The 16,855-nt window shown below is 62.4% G+C and carries 16 protein-coding genes; 4 read left to right on the forward strand and 12 right to left on the reverse strand.

The features are described from left to right. Nucleotides 1-21: 21 nt before the first annotated feature. The 6 genes from BLR26_RS12960 to pvdM all read right to left on the reverse strand — a co-directional run bounded on the left by BLR26_RS12960 (nucleotide 22) and on the right by pvdM (nucleotide 9,212). Nucleotides 22-2,481 (reverse strand): TonB-dependent siderophore receptor, encoded by a 2,460-nt coding sequence (locus BLR26_RS12960; protein WP_052676483.1) that lies wholly within the window; start codon nucleotides 2,479-2,481, stop codon nucleotides 22-24. Between the two features lie 93 nt (nucleotides 2,482-2,574). Next, nucleotides 2,575-4,224, reverse strand: coding sequence for a cyclic peptide export ABC transporter (locus tag BLR26_RS12965; protein WP_093381096.1), 1,650 nt, complete (start codon nucleotides 4,222-4,224; stop codon nucleotides 2,575-2,577). 14 nt (nucleotides 4,225-4,238) lie between these two features. Further along, nucleotides 4,239-5,585, reverse strand: a complete 1,347-nt coding sequence (locus BLR26_RS12970; RefSeq protein WP_093381099.1) for a lysine N(6)-hydroxylase/L-ornithine N(5)-oxygenase family protein — start codon at nucleotides 5,583-5,585, stop codon at nucleotides 4,239-4,241. A gap of 112 nt (nucleotides 5,586-5,697) precedes the next feature. After that, complete coding sequence (locus BLR26_RS12975) at nucleotides 5,698-6,561, reverse strand: dihydropyoverdine dehydrogenase (RefSeq protein ID WP_093381102.1); 864 nt, start codon at nucleotides 6,559-6,561, stop codon at nucleotides 5,698-5,700. Between the two features lie 12 nt (nucleotides 6,562-6,573). Beyond that, nucleotides 6,574-7,845 (reverse strand): pyoverdine-tailoring periplasmic protein PvdN, encoded by a 1,272-nt coding sequence (locus BLR26_RS12980; protein ID WP_093381105.1) that lies wholly within the window; start codon nucleotides 7,843-7,845, stop codon nucleotides 6,574-6,576. Between the two features lie 17 nt (nucleotides 7,846-7,862). Continuing rightward, entirely contained in the window at nucleotides 7,863-9,212 is a 1,350-nt protein-coding gene (pvdM, locus tag BLR26_RS12985; protein ID WP_093381108.1) for a pyoverdine-tailoring dipeptidase-like protein PvdM, read from the reverse strand. Nucleotides 9,213-9,398: 186 nt separating this feature from the next. Between pvdM and BLR26_RS12990 the strand changes: the two genes are divergently transcribed. Further along, the gene (locus BLR26_RS12990; RefSeq protein ID WP_256326715.1) at nucleotides 9,399-9,848 is read left to right on the forward strand and encodes a hypothetical protein; all 450 of its coding nucleotides are present in this window, start codon (nucleotides 9,399-9,401) and stop codon (nucleotides 9,846-9,848) included. Between the two features lie 39 nt (nucleotides 9,849-9,887). On the opposite strand, the gene pbpG is transcribed toward BLR26_RS12990, so the two are convergent. Beyond that, nucleotides 9,888-10,811 (reverse strand): D-alanyl-D-alanine endopeptidase, encoded by a 924-nt coding sequence (pbpG, locus tag BLR26_RS12995; protein WP_082075415.1) that lies wholly within the window; start codon nucleotides 10,809-10,811, stop codon nucleotides 9,888-9,890. Nucleotides 10,812-11,039: 228 nt separating this feature from the next. Beyond that, nucleotides 11,040-11,222 carry a hypothetical protein gene (locus BLR26_RS13000; protein ID WP_093381111.1) on the reverse strand — a complete coding sequence of 61 codons (183 nt, stop codon included), beginning with the start codon at nucleotides 11,220-11,222 and terminating at the stop codon, nucleotides 11,040-11,042. 256 nt (nucleotides 11,223-11,478) lie between these two features. Between BLR26_RS13000 and BLR26_RS13005 the strand changes: the two genes are divergently transcribed. Further along, nucleotides 11,479-12,297: a shikimate 5-dehydrogenase gene (locus BLR26_RS13005; protein WP_045194586.1), complete on the forward strand. Its 819-nt coding sequence runs from the start codon at nucleotides 11,479-11,481 to the stop codon at nucleotides 12,295-12,297. 85 nt (nucleotides 12,298-12,382) lie between these two features. Here BLR26_RS13005 and BLR26_RS13010 read toward each other — a convergent pair whose 3' ends face one another. From BLR26_RS13010 to nhaR, 3 genes are all read right to left on the reverse strand, one after another. Then, complete coding sequence (locus BLR26_RS13010; RefSeq protein WP_045194583.1) at nucleotides 12,383-13,027, reverse strand: YceH family protein; 645 nt, start codon at nucleotides 13,025-13,027, stop codon at nucleotides 12,383-12,385. Between the two features lie 96 nt (nucleotides 13,028-13,123). After that, nucleotides 13,124-14,335, reverse strand: coding sequence for a serine/threonine transporter SstT (gene sstT, locus BLR26_RS13015; RefSeq protein WP_093381115.1), 1,212 nt, complete (start codon nucleotides 14,333-14,335; stop codon nucleotides 13,124-13,126). 198 nt (nucleotides 14,336-14,533) lie between these two features. Then, complete coding sequence (gene nhaR, locus BLR26_RS13020) at nucleotides 14,534-15,430, reverse strand: transcriptional activator NhaR (protein WP_045194578.1); 897 nt, start codon at nucleotides 15,428-15,430, stop codon at nucleotides 14,534-14,536. A 137-nt stretch (nucleotides 15,431-15,567) separates the two neighbouring features. On the opposite strand from nhaR, the gene BLR26_RS13025 reads away from it, so the two are divergent. Together BLR26_RS13025 and BLR26_RS13030 are read left to right on the forward strand one after the other, a co-directional pair. Beyond that, nucleotides 15,568-15,810: a hypothetical protein gene (locus tag BLR26_RS13025; RefSeq protein ID WP_093381118.1), complete on the forward strand. Its 243-nt coding sequence runs from the start codon at nucleotides 15,568-15,570 to the stop codon at nucleotides 15,808-15,810. A 32-nt stretch (nucleotides 15,811-15,842) separates the two neighbouring features. After that, nucleotides 15,843-16,592: a TerC family protein gene (locus BLR26_RS13030; protein ID WP_045194575.1), complete on the forward strand. Its 750-nt coding sequence runs from the start codon at nucleotides 15,843-15,845 to the stop codon at nucleotides 16,590-16,592. Nucleotides 16,593-16,669: 77 nt separating this feature from the next. Here BLR26_RS13030 and BLR26_RS27315 read toward each other — a convergent pair whose 3' ends face one another. Then, nucleotides 16,670-16,846, reverse strand: a complete 177-nt coding sequence (locus BLR26_RS27315; RefSeq protein WP_176794244.1) for a hypothetical protein — start codon at nucleotides 16,844-16,846, stop codon at nucleotides 16,670-16,672. Nucleotides 16,847-16,855 lie beyond the last annotated feature (9 nt).

The following is a 16,855-nucleotide window of genomic DNA, read 5'->3' on the forward strand; positions in this document are numbered from 1 at the left end:
CCCTTTTTCCTGTGCCCTGGATCAGAACGAATACTTGAGGCTGGCCATCACATTGCGCGGCTCGCCGTAGAAGGTCGAACCGTAGGAGCCCATGCCGCTGAAGTACTTGCGGTCGGTCAGGTTGTTGAGGTTGATGTTGCCGCGCAGGTTGTCACTGAAATCGTAACCGGCCAGCAGGCCGACCAGGGTGTAGCCCTTCTGGTCGAAGCGGGCGGGGATTGCGCCGGGGCCAAAGCCCAGGGTGGTGTCGTAGTAGATATTGCTCTGCCACGAGACGTTGCCGCCCACTGTCATGCGGTTGAGCAGGCCGGGCAGGCGATAGGTGGTTGCGAACCGGGCGATCTGTTCAGGCTGGGTGGTGCTGACCTTGTTGCCGTCCTTGTCTTCGGAGGTGCGGTAGGTGTAGCCGCCATGAACATTCCAGTCGGGAAGCAGTTCACCCGAGACTTCGATTTCAAAGCCTTTGGTGGTAGCGCCTGACACCGCCTTGTAAGCCGTGGCGTTGGGAATGTCCACACGCAGGCCGTCGGCTTCGGCGACGTTGTCCTGCTTGGAGGTGAACAGCGCGAGGCTGGCGTTCAGGCGGCCCTCGTAGTATTCGCCCTTGATCCCCACTTCGTAGCTTTCACCGGTCAGTGGCTCCAGCGGCGTGCCGTTGCGATCGGGGTTGAACGGTTGCGGTTTGAAGATATCGGCGTAGCTTGCGTAAACGGTGTGGTAGTCGTCCAGGTCATAGGTGATGCCCGCGTAAGGGGTGACCACGCCACTTTCGCGGGAGTTGTAATGGGTGTTGGGGTTGGGCAGCAACGGGTTGAAACCATCCTGGTTCCAGTAGTGGTCGGTCACCCGTGAACCGAGAATCACGTTCAGCCGGTCCGTCGGTTTGAGGATGGTCGCAAAGTACCCGGCACGCTCACGGGCAACGGTGTCGTAAGGCACGGTGAACAGCAGTTTGCTGGGCTTGACCGGATTGTTGTCCCAGTTGAAAAAGTCATCGATCTTGTAACTGCCGAACGAATGGGTACCGGATTCGTTTTCGTTGCGTGCCCAGTTCAGGCCCATGACCATTTCATGGGTGCGCCCGAACAGCTGGAAAGGGCCGGTGGCATAAGCCGCTACGTCGACTTCCTTGGAGGTCGAGTAGTACTTGCTGGTAAAGGCGTTGGCCGAGTGGGTGACCGCGTCGATCTGGCCGTTGGCGGTGGCGGTGAGGTTGTCGACGTCATAGCGGCGGAAATTGGTCTCGACCTTGAGCAGCCAGTCATTTTCAAAATGGTGTTCGATGTTGGCGAAGTAGCGTTGGGTTTCGGTGTTGCTGTACGACCATTTTGCCCCGGAGTTGGTCGAACGCGACGGCTTGACCGTCGCGCCGTTGGTGTAGAACGCCGGCAGGTTGGAGTTGGTCGAGCCGTCGGCATTGCCTTTCTGATAGTCCATGCCGAAAGCGAAGGTGGTGCTGTCGGACAGGTCGGCCTCGATGATGCCGTAGAACACGTGGTCTTCACGACGCAGGTAGTCGATGTAGCTTTTTTCATCCTGAGTGGCAGCCACCATCCGGCCACGAATATGCTTGCTGTCGGTCAACGGGCCGGACAGGTCGACTTCGGTGCGGTACTGGTCCCAGCTGCCCGCGCCGGCGGTCACATGCCCCTGGAACTGCGCGGTCGGTTTTTTGCGCACGAAGTTGACCACGCCCGACGGGTAGCCGGTGCCATTGAGCAAGCCGGCCGAGCCGCGCAGGATCTCGATACGGTCGTAAATGGCGGTGCCGATCAAACCGTAGTTGTCGCGCAACGGGGCATTGGTGCTGAGGCTGGGCAGGCCGTCGAACTGAAAGTTGGAAATCTCGAAGCCCCGGGAATAAAAGGTATTGACCTCGGTATTGTCCTGGCTGACCGTCACCCCGGGCGTCTGGTTGAGCACATCGGCGATGCTCAACAGCCCTTGGTCTTCGATCTGCTGACGGGTGATTACGCTGACAGACTGCGGGGTCTTGCGCAGCGACAGGTTCATCTTGGTCGCCGTACTGGTTTCACCGGTGGTGTAGGACCCGGTGCCCTCAGTGGTAAGGCCCAGGGATGAGCTGTTGACCGTGGTGGCATCCAGGGTCAGGTCGGCGCCGCCCTTGTTGCCATGGATGGTCAGCACATCGCCTTGCAGGTTGTAGCGCACGCTGGTCCCGCCGAGCAGTTCGGCAATCGCCTGGGCAGGCTCCTTGGTGCCGTTCAGTGCGCGGCTTCTAAGCCCGGCGACGTCGTCGGGGCTGTAGAGAATCTGGATGTTGGCCTGGGTGCCGAACGCCTGCAGGGCGCTGGCCAGCGATTGCGCTGGAATTGCAAACGCGACCATCTGCGCATGGGCCTGGGCAGTGACAGCCAGGGCGCTGAGGCCGACCAGGCTGCTCAGTGCCAGTGGCCTGGTTAAAGTCCGACGAATCAGCAAAGCCCTGGTGAAGGGTGGCAAGCGGTATGCAGTGGTCAACGGAGGCTCCAGCGCGAAGGCAAACAAGTGAGAATGATTAGTATTTTTTGTAAGACGCTCTAGCAGGCCAAATCCGGAAAACTTTTTTCTTTTTCAAGCCATGGCACGTTCGGCCACGACTTGTCCGTTCTTCATCCGGATCAGTTGATCGGCGATATCGAAGTAACGGTCGTCGTGGGAAATGACAATGATGGTCTTGCCCAGGCGCTTGAGGTCGGGCAACAGCTCGGTGTAGAAAATGCGCCGGAACGTCGGGTCCTGGTCGGCGGCCCATTCATCGAACACCAGCACCGGGCGCTCTTCGATCCAGGCATTGACCAGTGCCAGGCGCTTGCGTTGCCCGGTCGACAGGTCGGTGGTGCTGAAGGCGCCGTCACGGATACTGACTTTGTGAGCGATCTCCAGGCGTTCCAGGTATTGCGAGGCTTGGGCAGGTACCTGCAGGCCGTCATTGACCAGGTCGTCGAACAGGTAATAGTCAGCAAAAATGGTGGTGAAGAGTTGCCGGTAGTCATCGCGGGCGCGATCGTCGATGACCTCGCCGTTGAGGCGGATCTGGCCTTGCTGTGGCGGGTAGAGCCCCAGTAACAGCTTGATCAGCGTGGTCTTGCCGCAGCCGTTTTCGCCGACGATGAAGACAATGTCGCCCTGGCGGATATCCAGGTTGACCGGCCCCAGGTGAAAGGGCGCGCAGCCGTCCCGGGTCGGGTAGCTGTGACAGATATCAAGCAGTTGCAGGCGCTCGACGCTCACTGTCGGCGCGCCCTGGTCGCTGAGCAGCAGGTGCGGCTCGGGCGATGAAAACTGCTCGGACAACTCGGCGATCCGGCGAAAGGCGATCTGCGCCCGGCTGACTATGGGCAGGGTGCTGACCAGATGCTCCAGCGGCCCCTTCATGTACAGCAACACCAGCACGAAGCCACTCATTACCGCTTTGTCGGCGCTCGGCCAGAACGACTGCAGGGCCAGGGCCAGGCCGATGACCACGAAGAACAGCATCGAGCCGAGGCTTTTGGCAATCACGAAAGTATTGATCGAGCGAATCTGGGTATTGCAGATATGCTCGGCAACCTTTTGTATCCCCGCGACGAACATGCGCTGGCGCCGGGGGCGGTGGATGCGCAGCTCCTTGGCGCCCTCGGCGATCGCACTGTAGTGTTTCTGCAGTTCATCCTCGGCTTCGCGAGCGGCCATGAAGCCCTTGATGCCACGAGCCCTGGCCACGTACTGGATCACCGTGCCGATGCCGATTGCCAGCAGCATCATGACAAACATTGGCCAGGACAGCATTGCCAGGTAACCCAGGCAGCCCAGGGTCACGGTCAGGGAAATGGCCAGGGGCGCAAAGGCGAAGGCGAACGAGCTGATGGTATCGATGTCGTGGGTCAGCACCGGAATCAAGCGATGGCTGCGGTAGCGTTCGATCTGCCCGATCGGGGCGCTGAGGACCTTTTCCCCCAGCTCCTTGCGCAGGTTGGCGATGATCTTCTGACCGATGCGGTTGCTGCCAATATCGGACAGAATCGAGCTCAGTAACGCCACCACACACAGCCCGGCGAAACTGGCAATCAGCGACGGGCCAAGGCCTTGCGGGCTGTGCAGGCCATCGTTAATGGTCGCCAGCAAGGCGGTGACACTCAAGCCACCGATCATGCCCAGAACAATCGACACGACCACCTGCGGCCAGAAAGGGCGCAACAGCGCCAACAGCTCGCGCATTGCGCCACGGTATTGCTTGCTCATGAAGGGTTCCTGGCTCAGGCGCTGGTCAGCGCAGTCGGCGCATGGGAAGTGGCAAAAGCAGGTACTGCCTGCTTGCCCAGGGTGTCGTACAGCGACTGGCCAATTTCGGCCGCGCGAATCGGCAGCACCGAGAGCAAGGTGTCGCTCAGGCCATGGGTGGCTTCACAGAAACCCTGCAAGTACACCGCGGCCTGCAGGTCGCTACTGGCCAGGGCGCGGTAGTCGCGGCCGACGCTGTAGTCCTCCAGGTAGTCTTGTAGCGGTGCCAGCAGTTCCCGGTGCGAGCGTCGCTCGTAGCCGGTGGCGAGGATCACGGCATCGTAACGATGGGTCTGCTGTTGCCCGGTCGAGAGGTCTTCCAGGGTCAGCTCGATGCCATCGGCGGTGGCGGTGGCCGCCTGCACCTGGCGGCGGCAGAGCACGGCGTGACGGAACTGATGGGCGACCTTCTGGCGATAGAGGATGCCGTAGATGCGTTCGAGCAGGTCGATATCAACGACCGAATAGTTGGTGTTGTGATATTCGTCAATCAGCTTCTTGCGCTCCGGGCTGCTCTGGTTGAACACCAGGTCGGTGTACACAGGGGCGAAGACTTCGTTGACGAAGGGGCTATCGTCGGCCGGCTTGAGCGCCGAGGCACGCACAATCATGTCGACCTTGACCGACGCAAAGCTGTCGTTGAGATCGATGAAGGCTTCCGCGGCGCTTTGCCCCGAGCCGATGATCGCAATGCGCATGGCTTTGCCTTCGGTGCAGGGCAAGCCGGCCAGGCTGCTGAGGTAGCGAGAATGGTGGAAGACTCGCGGGTCGTCCTTGAAGGCCGCAAAGATGCTGGGGACTTTCGGTGTGCCGCCACTGCCGACGACCACCGAGCGGGTCAGGCGGCCATGCTCCTGGCCCTGTGCGTCACGCGAAATGACCTTCAGGTGGCGGATCCGGCCGCTGTCGAGCACCGGCTCAATGCGCAGTACTTCTTCGCCGTAGCTGGCCTGCGTGGCGAAGTGCTCGGCGGCCCAGCGCAGGTAGTCGTTGTACTCCAGGCGGCAGGGATAGAAGGTGCCGAGGTTGATGAAGTCGACCAGGCGCTGCTTCTGGTGCAGGTAATTGACGAAGCTGTAGGGGCTGGTGGGGTTGCGCAGCGACACCAGGTCCTTGAGAAAGGAGATTTGCAGTTCGCTCTGGGTCGCCAGGGTGTTGCCGTGCCAGCGGTAGTCCAGCTGCTTGTCGATGAACAGCGCATCCAGCGCGTGACCATTGGTTTGCGCGAGCTCTTCCAGGGCAATGGCCAGGGCCAGATTGGAAGGGCCGAAGCCCACGCCGACGAGGTCGTGGACCTTCTGGGGGAAATGGATCTGGCTCATGCTATCGGTTCCTTCAGTGTCGGGGCCGATAGCCTCGAAGGCGGCCCCCGGGGCTTGGGGATTACAACGATAGGACGAGTGGCTTGCGGGACAATTTAGCGCCGTTGGCCCGTCACGGTTCGCGGACCAGGCGTACGCCAATCCAGTCTCCGCGGTTGCCTGGCAGGTTGGCGTTGCGGTTGCCGGAGCGCGAGAAAATCGGCGCCTCGCCCCAGTCGTTGCCACGAATCACCACCACCTTGCAGTCGGCCTGCTGCCAGGCACTGCCGTCGTTCGGGGCGCCTTCGTAGCTGTCGTGATAACAGTCGGCGACCCATTCGTAGACGTTGCCGTGCATGTCGTACACACCAAAGGCGTTGGCCGGGTAGCTGCCCACCGGCGAGCTGAAACTGAAGCCATCCCTGGGCCCGTAGACGTTGGCGTTGCGGCTGATCTGGTAGTCGCCGTCCGGGTCCATGTCGAACGGGAACGGCCCGTTGCTGCCGGCGCGGGCGGCGTATTCGCGCTGTGCTTCGCTGATCAACTGGTAGTGCTTGCCGGTCTTTTTCGTCAGCCAGTCGGCATAGGCCTGGGCATCGTGATAGCTCATGCACACCGCCGGTTGTCGCGGGCCTTGCTGGTAGCGCGGCTTGCTGGCCTTGCACTCGCGGCCCGGGCGGGTGTCGCCGTCGGCAATCTTGGCCCCGGACTCGCGCAGGTAGGCGTCCCATTCACCGGCAGTTACCTGGTAGCGGCTGACCGCGAACGGCTTGGCGAAGGTCACGGTGTGTTGCGGGCCTTCGTCGGGCTGGCGGCCGACTTCGTCGTCCGGGGTGCCCATGGTGTAACGGCCGGCCGGCAGCATGACCATTTCCGGGCAGCTGCTTTTACAGTCGCGAAAGACCTTGCCCGGTTGTACCGCGTCGGCGGCCTGGGCGCTGGCGATGCTGGTCAGCAGCGCGAGTACGGATAGCGGGTAGAGCAGTGGTGAAGACATGCGAAGGCCTTTTCAGAGTTTTTTGATCAGCAGGGCCATGGCCCGATCGATTTCCTGCTCGTTGTTGAGCAGGCCCGGAGCGAAGCGAATCACCGGGCCGACGTCGCGCGACACGGCGTCGACCATTACCCGGTTGTCGACCAGGTAAGCGGCGATGGCATCGGCGTTGCGTTCCTTGACCCTGAAGAAGGTGAAGCCCGCCGAGTGTTCGCTGCTGAGCGGGGTGACCAGTTCGATGGCCTTGTGCTCTTTGAGCCGCTGCTTGAGCAGGTCGTTGAGCTGGTGGATGCGCGCCTGGACATCGGCCTTGCCCAGTTGCAGGTGCAGCTCGAAGGCCTTGCCCAGTGCCCAGCGGTGCTCGAAGGCGTGGTAGCCGCCGGGGGTCATGATGGTGGCGAAATCTTCGTCCTCGGAGAAAGTGGCGAAGGTCGGGGTCAGGTGCTGCATCTTCTCCGAGGCGGCGCAGATGATCCCGGTACCACGCGGGCCGAACATCCATTTATGGGTGCCGGCGATGAAGTAGTCGCAGTTGAAGTCGGCGAAGGTGCTGTTCTCGACACCGAAGCCGTGCACGCCGTCGACCACGTAAATGATCCGCTGGTTTTCATCGCGCTCGCGGTTGTGCCGGCGCACCAGCTCGCCGATCTGCCCGACCGGCAGCTTTACGCCGCTGCCCGAGTGCACCCAGGTCATGCCCAGCACCCGGGTGTTGGGGGTGATGGCCTGGTCGATCGTGCTTAGCACCTGGTCGGTGGAAATTCCCCAGGGCTGGCTGAACAGGCGCAGCTTGCGCACCTGGGTGCCTTCGTGGCGCTGGCGAAAGGCCAGGGTGCGGTTTGTGGAATAGTGCTCGTGTTCGGTGGTGAGGATTTCCTGCTGCGGGCTGACCTGCAAGCGCCCGTAAATCATCCCCAGGCCTTCGGTGGTGCTGCCGGTCAGGGCGATCTGCCGGGGCCTGACTTGCAGGTAGCGCGCCGCCCACTGGCGGACCTCGCCTTCACGCTGCCATTCGTACTGGCTCTCCCAGTCCATGCGGCTGGCCGGGTTGCGGTCGACTTCAGCGCGGTAGTAATCGATGGCTTCCTGCACCGGGCGCGGGTGGGCAGTGACCAGGAAATTGGCAAAGTGGGCGTAGTCCGGATCGAGGGGGAACAGCTGGCGCAGGTTGCGCCATTTGTCGCTGCCGCTCAGCGGCGCGGTCGGGGTGGCCAGCGCCTCGGGTAGCAACGGCAGGCTGGCGGCGAGCAGGCCGGCCTGCTTGAGAAAGGTACGGCGATCTGTCATGGCGGGCGGCTTCCGGCTCAAGGGGTGGCGGTGGCGGCAACGGGCTGGGCGGTTTTTTGCACCTGCGCCCACACCCGCAGGAAGTTGCCGGCCCACAGCTTGCCGATGTCGGCCTCGGAGTAACCACGGGTGAGCAGTTCGGCGGTGACGTTGCGGATTTCGCTGACATCCTTGAAACCCTCCAGGCCGCCGCCGTCGTTGAAGTCGGAGCTGATGCCAACGTGGTCGATGCCGACCTTCTTCACCGTGTAGTCGATGGCATCGACAAAGTCCTTGAGGGTGGCTTTGGGTTCTTGATCGAGGATGCCGTAGAGGCTGCTGGCGTACTCGCCAAAGCGTGCCTCGGGCCAGATGGCGATTACCGCGTCGCCGGGCATCAGGGCGTTGGCCAGGCCTTGCAGCGGTTGCAGGTCGAAGCGCACGCGCAGGGCTTCGAGCTTGTCCAGGGTCGGCTTGCTCAGCGGTTTGAGGTACTGGCCGAAACCGACCACCTGGATGACGCCGCCGCTGTCCTTGATCAGCTGCATTTCCTTGTCGCTGAGGTTGCGCGGAATATCCACCAGCGCCCGCGGCGCCGAATGCGAGGCCACGAACGGCGCCTGGCTCAGGCGTGCGACGTCCTCCAGGGCCAGGGTCGACATCTGCGACACATCGATGATCACCCCCAGCGCGTTGAGGCGCTTGACCGCCTGCTCGCCCAGTGGCGACAAGCCGCCGAGGGCGTCGGCGGTGTCGTTGAAGAACGGCAGCGGGCGCGAGGAGTCGGCCCAATCGTTGTTACCGGTGTAGCTGAAGCCGAACATGCGCATGCCGCGTTTGGCCCACAGGTCCAGCTGTGACAGGTCGTGGCCCAGCGGGTAGGCGTTGAGCATGCTGATGAACACGGCGAACTTGCCTTCGCCATTGAGGCGCCGGAAATCATCCGGGGTATAGGCAATGCCGACCTGGTTGGGGAAGTCGCGGACCATGTTGCTGATGATCTTGTAGCGCACCTCCTGCTGGTGCCGGGCTTCATCGACAAAGCCCGGGGTCGGGCGGTGCGGGGCATTGGGGCCGTTCCACAGCTCCGGCCAGCCGAAAATGGTCAACGCCGCACCCGACAAACGCCCTTGCCCGGCCTTGACCAGATCGAACTGGCCGTGGCCGTCCTTGTCGATCTCGTTGCCGGCGCTACCGAAGTTCAGCGGCACAGTGACATGGCTATCGAACGACAGCATGTGCTCGTGCAGGGCATTGGCCTGTTCGACGATCGGGCGCGGGTAGCCGTGCTGGGATTTGAAGTACAGGTAGCCGGCGGTGGCAGCGGCCACTGCCAGGGCCAGGGGCAGGCCGATGTAGAGGGCTTTGCGGGAACGGGATGTGGTCATTGCCATCTCGACGTTAGGCTGATCGGAGCGGTTTGCCCGGTGCACAGGCGTGCCGTGGGCAAAGCTTGGGTATCAGGAGGGACGAGTGGCGTGCGGGCAAATTTATCCGGGCGAGCGCCGGGTTCAAGTTTCAGCGTCTGCGGCCGATAGCCGGGTTAACCCCAATACCATCAGGACGATAGAAACATGGCAGGTTTTAGCGCCGTATCAATCAACGGGACCCCATTGAACAGCGGCATCAACACCGGCATCACCGTCACCGGCCAGGAAAGGCAGGCCGGGATGGAAGCGGCGGGCGCGGTCAGCGTCGACCTGTCCAAGGTGCGTGATAGCGGCAAGGCCGAAGAGGCCAAGGAAAAGGAAGAGGCCAGTGCGGGCGAAGAACCGGCGCACATCAAGCAATTGCGCGAGATGATCAAGAAAATGCAAAAGCAATTGGCCGAGCAGCAGAAACGCTTGCAGGAAGTCCTGGCCAGCGACATGGAGCCGATCCTCAAGGCTTCCGCTGTTGCTGCCGCGCAATCGGCGGTGGGCGCGACCACGGCGTCGATCGCCAGCGCCACGGCAACGCTGCTCAAGGCGCTGACCGAAGCCGGTGGCAGCAGCTCGGGCTCGTTGGTCAGCACCAACGCCTGAAACGAAAAAGGGCCTGTGCATGCACAGGCCCTTTTGTTTTCAGTCAGCCAGTTGACGGTTCTGCGTGCGCTCTGACTTGTAGCGCATGGCTACTGCCGGGGCCGGCTTGGTGCTGCCGGTCTCAAGCCACTGGCGCATGCGGCTGGCGTCGGCAAAGTGGGTGTACTTGCCAAAGGCATCGAGGATCACCATGGCCACCGGGCGGTTGTCCATCTTGGTCAACAGCACCAGGCAATGGCCGGCATCGTTGGTGAAGCCGGTCTTGGTCAGCTTGATGTCCCAGTTGCTCTTGTTGACCAGGTGGTCGGTGTTGCGAAAGCCCAGGGTGTAGTTGGGTTTTTTGAACGCCACGGTCTGCTCGCGGGTGGTGCTCAAGCTGCTCAGCAGCGGGTAGTTGCGCGCAGCCATCAGCAGCTTGCTGAGGTCGCGGGCGGTGGACACGTTGCTGGTCGAAAGCCCCGTCGGCTCAACATAACGGGTGTGGCTCATGCCTAATGCACGGGCCTTGGCGTTCATCGCCTTGATGAAGGCGTTGTAGCCGCCCGGGTAGTTGTGCGCCAGGGTTGAGGCCGCGCGGTTTTCCGACGACATCAGGGTGATCAGCAGCATGTCCTTGCGGTTGAGCTGGCTGCCCAGCTTGACCCGCGAATACACCCCTTTCATTTCCTTGTTCTGGGCGATGGTGACCGTGAGCATCTCGTCCATGTTCTGCTTGGCGTCGAGCACCACCATGCCGGTCATCAGCTTGGTCACCGAAGCGATCGGCACCACCCGGTCAGGGTTGTTGGCGTAGAGCACCTTGTTGGTTTGCAGATCGATCAGCAGGGCGCTGCCGGAGGCCAGGTGCAATTTCGCTGGATCGCGTTGTTGCTGGGCCGGGGGTTGAGCAGCAGCGGTCGACGTGACAGTCGCAGTACCTGTGAGCAACAGCAGCAGGCTTAGAATCGAAAGGGAAGTTTTCACGTTGAGGCTCACTAGAAGTTGTTATGTCGTTGGCTGTGCAAGGGTTTTCCCCCAAAAACCGCTGCATTTTAGGAGTATGGCCTAGTTGCTGTCGATTGCCCGGACAGCGCTATCGTGCAGATGAAAAAAACTTAATCCAAGTGCCTTTCAGCGGCCCATAAAAAGCCCCGCCAAAGGGCGGGGCAAGGGGCTGTGCGGAGCAACGCACGATAAAACGGTGGGCAGGCCTCAGGCTTGCAGGCCGGGGCCCTCGAGACGCTCGGCGAGGGCCTGGGCGGCCGGCAAGGAGGTCAATGGCCCGGAGATCGCTTCGCCATTGCGCACCAGGTACCAGCAGGCCAGCAAGCCCAACTCCCTGAGCGAGGTGGGGACGGCGCTGCCGATGACGGACATGATGTTGATAGGGGCCATTGGGGTTCCTCCCGTGAGTCATGGGCCTACCTTAGCGTCGAGTGCCGGGTGGTTGAAATCAACGCGCTTGATAGTGATCATCAGCCACGACAGTTCATAGCCACTCCTCACAGCACAACGCCGACGTCGGTGATATTTATAAGACTGCGGGAACCGAAAAAATCACACAGGTTCAGAGTAAAGGTTATGTAAGGGCCGATCAGCGGTCTGCGGCGGGCGAGGGCGCAGTGCCAGTCCGTTTCCTGAGGAGATTTCAATGGCAACATTTCCAGGCAAAGACACCCAGCTGTGCATCTCGTTGGCCGGGCGTCCGGGCACCTTTGGCGTGCGCTTTCACAACCATCTGTATCAGCAGCTGGATCTGGATTTCTACTACAAGGCCATGACTACCGATGACCTGCCGGCAGCCGTTGCCGGTATCCGTGCCTTGGGCATCCGCGGCTGTGGCGTGTCGATGCCTTACAAGGAAGCCTGCCTGGCCCTGGTCGACGGCATTGACCCGTCGGCGGCGGTCATCGAGTCGATCAACACCATCGTCAATACCAATGGCCACCTGGAAGGCTATAACACTGACTACCTGGCCGTGCGCCATTTGCTCCTGCGTCACCAGGTGGACCCGTCGACGGCGTTTGCCCTGCGCGGCAGCGGCGGCATGGCCAAGGCGGTGGCCAGTGCCCTGCGCGATGCCGGCTTTAGCCAGGGCATCATCGTTGCCCGCAATGAACAAGCCGGGCGGCAACTGGCCGACAGTTGCGGCTATCGCTGGCAGGCAGAGCTGGGCGACCTGTGCCCACCGATGTTGGTCAATGTCACGCCGATCGGCATGGCCGGTGGGGTTGAAGCCGAACAGTTGGCCTTCGCCCCCGAGGCGATAGCGGCGGCGCAGCGGGTATTCGATGTGGTGGCGATGCCGGCGCTGACGCCGTTGATCGTCGAAGCCCAGCGTCTGGGCATACCGGTGATTACCGGGCTGGAGGTGATTGCCTTGCAGGCGCTGGAGCAGTTCGTGCTGTACACCGGGGTACGGCCAACGGCGGAGCAGGTGGCGCGGGCAGTGGCGTTTGCCCGCGGCTGAAGGGTAAAACCTATCGCAGGGCAAGTCGGGTCGCCGCACCGCCGCTCCCACAGTGGGTCTGGTGGTACACAACCCCGCGATGCTGTTACTCGAACTGCGCCAGGCGCTCTTCCAGCGCCGCAATCCGTGCTTCCAGCGCTTCGATCCGCTCCAGCGATACCGCGCCACCGGCCGAACGCTCCGGCCCTTGCTGGCGCGCCGCCAGGATCGCCTCGATCTCGGCCGGATCGCCCAGCGCATGGGTGTAGCGATCTTCACGCTGCCCGGCCTGGCGCGGCAGGTGCAGGGCAAAACCGCGGGCGATCAGGCGCTCAAGCTGGTGCACCACCTGCTCGGCATCTTCGAACTCATGCATGCGGCTGCTGCGGGTCAGCAGTTCGTTAACCGTTTGCGGCCCGCGCAGGAACATCAGCCCCAGCAGGGTTACCTGCGCCGGCACCAGCTCCAGGGCCTTGTCCACGCGCTGCTCCCAGCGGTCGGCGCGGCTGCCCATCTGCAGGCGGGTCAGGCCCTGGCCTTCGAGCGCGCGCAGGGCCTGGCCAACCTGGCCCTGGCTGAGGTTGGTGACCGGCTCACGGCTGGTCTTCTGGTTGCAGGCCAGCACCAGGGCGTTGAGGGTCAGCGGGTAGGTTTCCGGGCTGGTGGCCTGTTTTTCGATCAGCGAGCCGAGCACGCGGATCTCGGTGCTGGTGAAGCGGGCGTCGGAAGCGGTTTCGTGTTCGGCGGACATGGCCCTGTCTCTATGCGAAGAAAGGCCTCTAGCCTAGGTGCGCAACAGGGTAAAACACAAGCAGCCGGTGCAGGACGCACCGGCTGCAGGTCAAGCTCAGGCGGCCTGGCGCTCTTTGGCCATGCAGGCCGCGGCGGTGAACAGTACGTCGGTGGAGGAGTTCAGCGCGGTTTCCGCCGAGTCCTGCAGCACACCAATGATGAAACCGACGGCCACCACCTGCATGGCGATTTCGCTGGGGATGCCGAACAGGCTGCAGGCCAGCGGGATCAGCAGCAGCGAGCCGCCGGCCACGCCCGAGGCGCCACAGGCGCAGACAGCGGCGACAACGCTGAGCAGGATCGCGGTCGGGATGTCGACGGCGATGCCCAAGGTGTGCACGGCAGCCAGGGTCAGCACGGTGATGGTGGTCGCTGCGCCGGCCATGTTGATGGTCGCGCCCAGCGGGATCGACACCGAGTAGGTGTCTTCGTGCAGGCCGAGTTTCTCGCTCAAGGCCATGTTGACCGGGATGTTGGCCGCCGAGCTGCGGGTGAAGAAGGCGGTGATGCCGCTTTCACGCAGGCACAGCAGCACCAGCGGGAAGGGGTTGCGGCGAATCTTCCAGAACACGATGATCGGGTTGACCACCAGCGCCACGAACAGCATGCAGCCGATCAGCACGGCCAGCAGGTGCAGGTAACCGAGCAGGGCGTCCAGCCCGGACTGCGCCAGGGTCGAGGCGACCAGGCCGAAAATCCCCAGCGGCGCGAAGCGAATCACCACGCGTACGATCAAAGTCACGCCGTTGGACAGGTCGGCAACCACCGTGCGCGTGGTCTCCCCGGCGTGACGAATGGCCACACCCAAGCCAATGGCCCAGGCCAGGATGCCGATGAAGTTGGCGTTCATCAGCGCGCTCACCGGGTTGTCGACCACGCTCAGCAGCAGGCTTTGCAGCACTTCAGTGATGCCACCGGGAGCACTCAAGGCAACGTCCGAGGTGCTCAGCGCCAGGTTGGACGGGAAGGCCATGCTGGCAATCACTGCGACCACGGCGGCGGCGAAGGTGCCGAACAGGTACAGCACCAGGATCGGACGGATATGGGTTTCGGTGCCGTGACGGTGGTTGGCGATCGAAGCCATGACCAGGATGAACACCAGGATCGGCGCCACCGCCTTGAGCGCGGAGACGAAGACCTTGCCGACGAAGCCGAGGCTTGCGGCGGTCGTGGGGGCGAACACGGCCAGGGCAATGCCGGCGGCGAGGCCGATCATGATCTGGACCACCAGGCTGGTGCGGTTCAACAGGTTTAGAACAGGGGTCATGGCAGGTGTTTCTCTGTCTTGTTCAGGGCGCGGTGGGCGAACCACGGCGCTGGAGCATGGGGCACCTGGCGGGGCAGGGCCGAGAAAAAGGGCGCGACTTTAGCACAGCAGGGCACATTTGGTGTTTGCGCTGCGTCAGACGGTAGGACGCAAGTGTAGTCTGCGCGCCCTTTGCAAACGGCGATGAACCCGCGCCGGCTACCAGTTGAACAGCTCGCGGCGGGCGCCTTCGGTAATGGCGACGATACCCGGGTGCTTGACCTTGCGCTCCACTGAAATGGCATAGAACGACTCGTTGACCGCGTCGGTCTGGCCGATCAGCTCGACGCCATACTGCTTGCAGACCTCGTCGGCGATCACGCTGGGGGCAATGAAAATGCCGCTGCCCGATTGGCCGAAGGCCTGCATCAAGGCGCTGTCGTCGAACTCACCGACAATCCGCGGCTGCAATTGCTGTTCGGCGAACCAGCGCAGCAGTCGGCTGCGCACCACGGTTTCCTGGCCGGGAATCAACAGCGGCGCGTGTTGCAGGCAGGCCGGGAAGTTGCGCCCGTACTGTTCAGCCAACGCCTGTGTGGCAAAAAAGCTGATGCCGCATTCACCGAGCTTCTGGCTGTAGCCCTTGATGTCCAGGTGGCTGGGCATGGGGCTGTCGGAAATCACCAGGTCCAGGCGCTGGATCGCCAGGTCTGCCAGCAGCCGTTCGAGCTTGTCTTCGCGGCAGCTCAGGCGCAGGGCGTCTTCCATGTCCATGGTCGGCGCCAGCAGGCGGTAGACGATGGACTTGGGCACCACATCGGCCACCCCGACCCGGAACAGTATCTGCTGTTCATCCGGCCGGGCCCGCAGCATCGCCTCGAGCTCGCCGCCAATCTGGAACATCTGCTCGGCGTAGGTCAGGGTCTGCCGGCCGCTCTCGGTCAGCTCCAGCTGGCGCCCGACCCGGCGAAACAGCTCGATGCCGTAGGTTTGCTCAAGCAGGGTGATCTGCCCGCTGATGGTCTGCGGGGTCAGGTTCAGTTGCTCGCAGGCACGCACGATGCTGCCGGTCTTGGCCACTACCCAGAAGTAATGCAACTGGCGGTAATTGAGCATGGCGATTTCCCGATTCGTAAAAACCGAAGTATAACCGCTGAAAATACGAATTTTCCTGATGTATCTGGCTCTTTAGAATCCCTTGCCATCACGGTGCCCCTGAATGCGCACCGATTTAATTGCATGGAGACCCACAGATGCTTCACTTCAAATCCATCGGTACACCTCTGGTGTTGCTGTTGGCCCTGCTGGCCATGAGCGGTTGCGAGCAGGCGGAAAAGTCCGCCCAGCAAATGCTCAACCAGGCGGCGGAGTCGGCCAAGGAGGCCATCGACAAAACCAACGAAGCCGCCCAGCAGGCCCTGAGCGAAGCCACCGGCTCCGAAGGCAGCGACAAGGCAGGCAAACCCGAGCGCGACGCCAGCGCCCAGGGCATCTGACCCACCCCTTACCCCGATGCAGGATTTGATTCATGGAATACTTGTTGGAACTCGCTGCAAGCCCGACCGCCTGGGTCGCCCTGGCCACCCTGGTGGCCATGGAGATCGTCCTCGGTATCGACAACCTGATCTTCATCTCGATCCTGACCAACAAGTTGCCTGAAGAGTACCGCTCCAAGGCGCGGCGCATTGGTATCAGCATGGCCCTGATCATGCGCCTGGGCCTGCTCAGCACCGTGGCCTGGATCGTCCAGCTGACCGAGCCGGTGGTCGATGTATTCGGTCATACCTTCTCCTGGAAGGACATGATCCTCATCGCCGGTGGCCTGTTCCTGCTGTGGAAAGCGACCAAGGAAATCCACGAGAGCGTCGACCCGCGCGCCCAGGCTGAAGCCAAGGCGTCCTCGACCATCACCTTGGGCTTTGCTGCGGCGATTGGTCAGATCCTGGTGCTCGACATCGTCTTCTCGATCGACAGCATCATCACCGCCGTGGGCATGACCGAGCACCTGCCGATCATGATCATTGCCGTGATCAGTGCCGTGATCGTGATGCTGGTGGCCGCCGACCCGCTGGCCCGCTTCATCAACGACAACCCGACCGTGGTGATGCTGGCCCTGGGCTTCTTGATCATGATCGGCATGACCCTGATCGCCGAAGGTTTCGGTGCTCATGTACCCAAGGGTTATGTGTATGCGGCGATGGCCTTCTCGACGGCGATCGAGATCCTCAACATCATGTCGCGCCGGGCACGCTTGAAGCGCGAGGCGGTTGAGGGCTGATAAAGCCATTGCGGGGCAAGCCCGCTCCTGCAGTCACTGTGGGAGCGGGCTTGCCCCGCGATGCTTTTCAAAGATTTCTAATGCGCCCCGGCATGCCGGCGACTGCGCCGTAGCGGTAGAGCGTCTTTGCCTTCAGGCTGGATGCGATGGTGCGGGTGATGACGCCGGGCGATGCGCAGCACCCCCCAGAGCATGGCAGCAGCGACGCTCAGCCAGGCGCCGAGCAGCAGCAAAATTGCCATTGTCAGGCTCATGTGTGCCTC

The sequence above is a fragment of the Pseudomonas sp. UC 17F4 genome (genome assembly GCF_900101695.1).
Taxonomy (GTDB): domain Bacteria; phylum Pseudomonadota; class Gammaproteobacteria; order Pseudomonadales; family Pseudomonadaceae; genus Aquipseudomonas.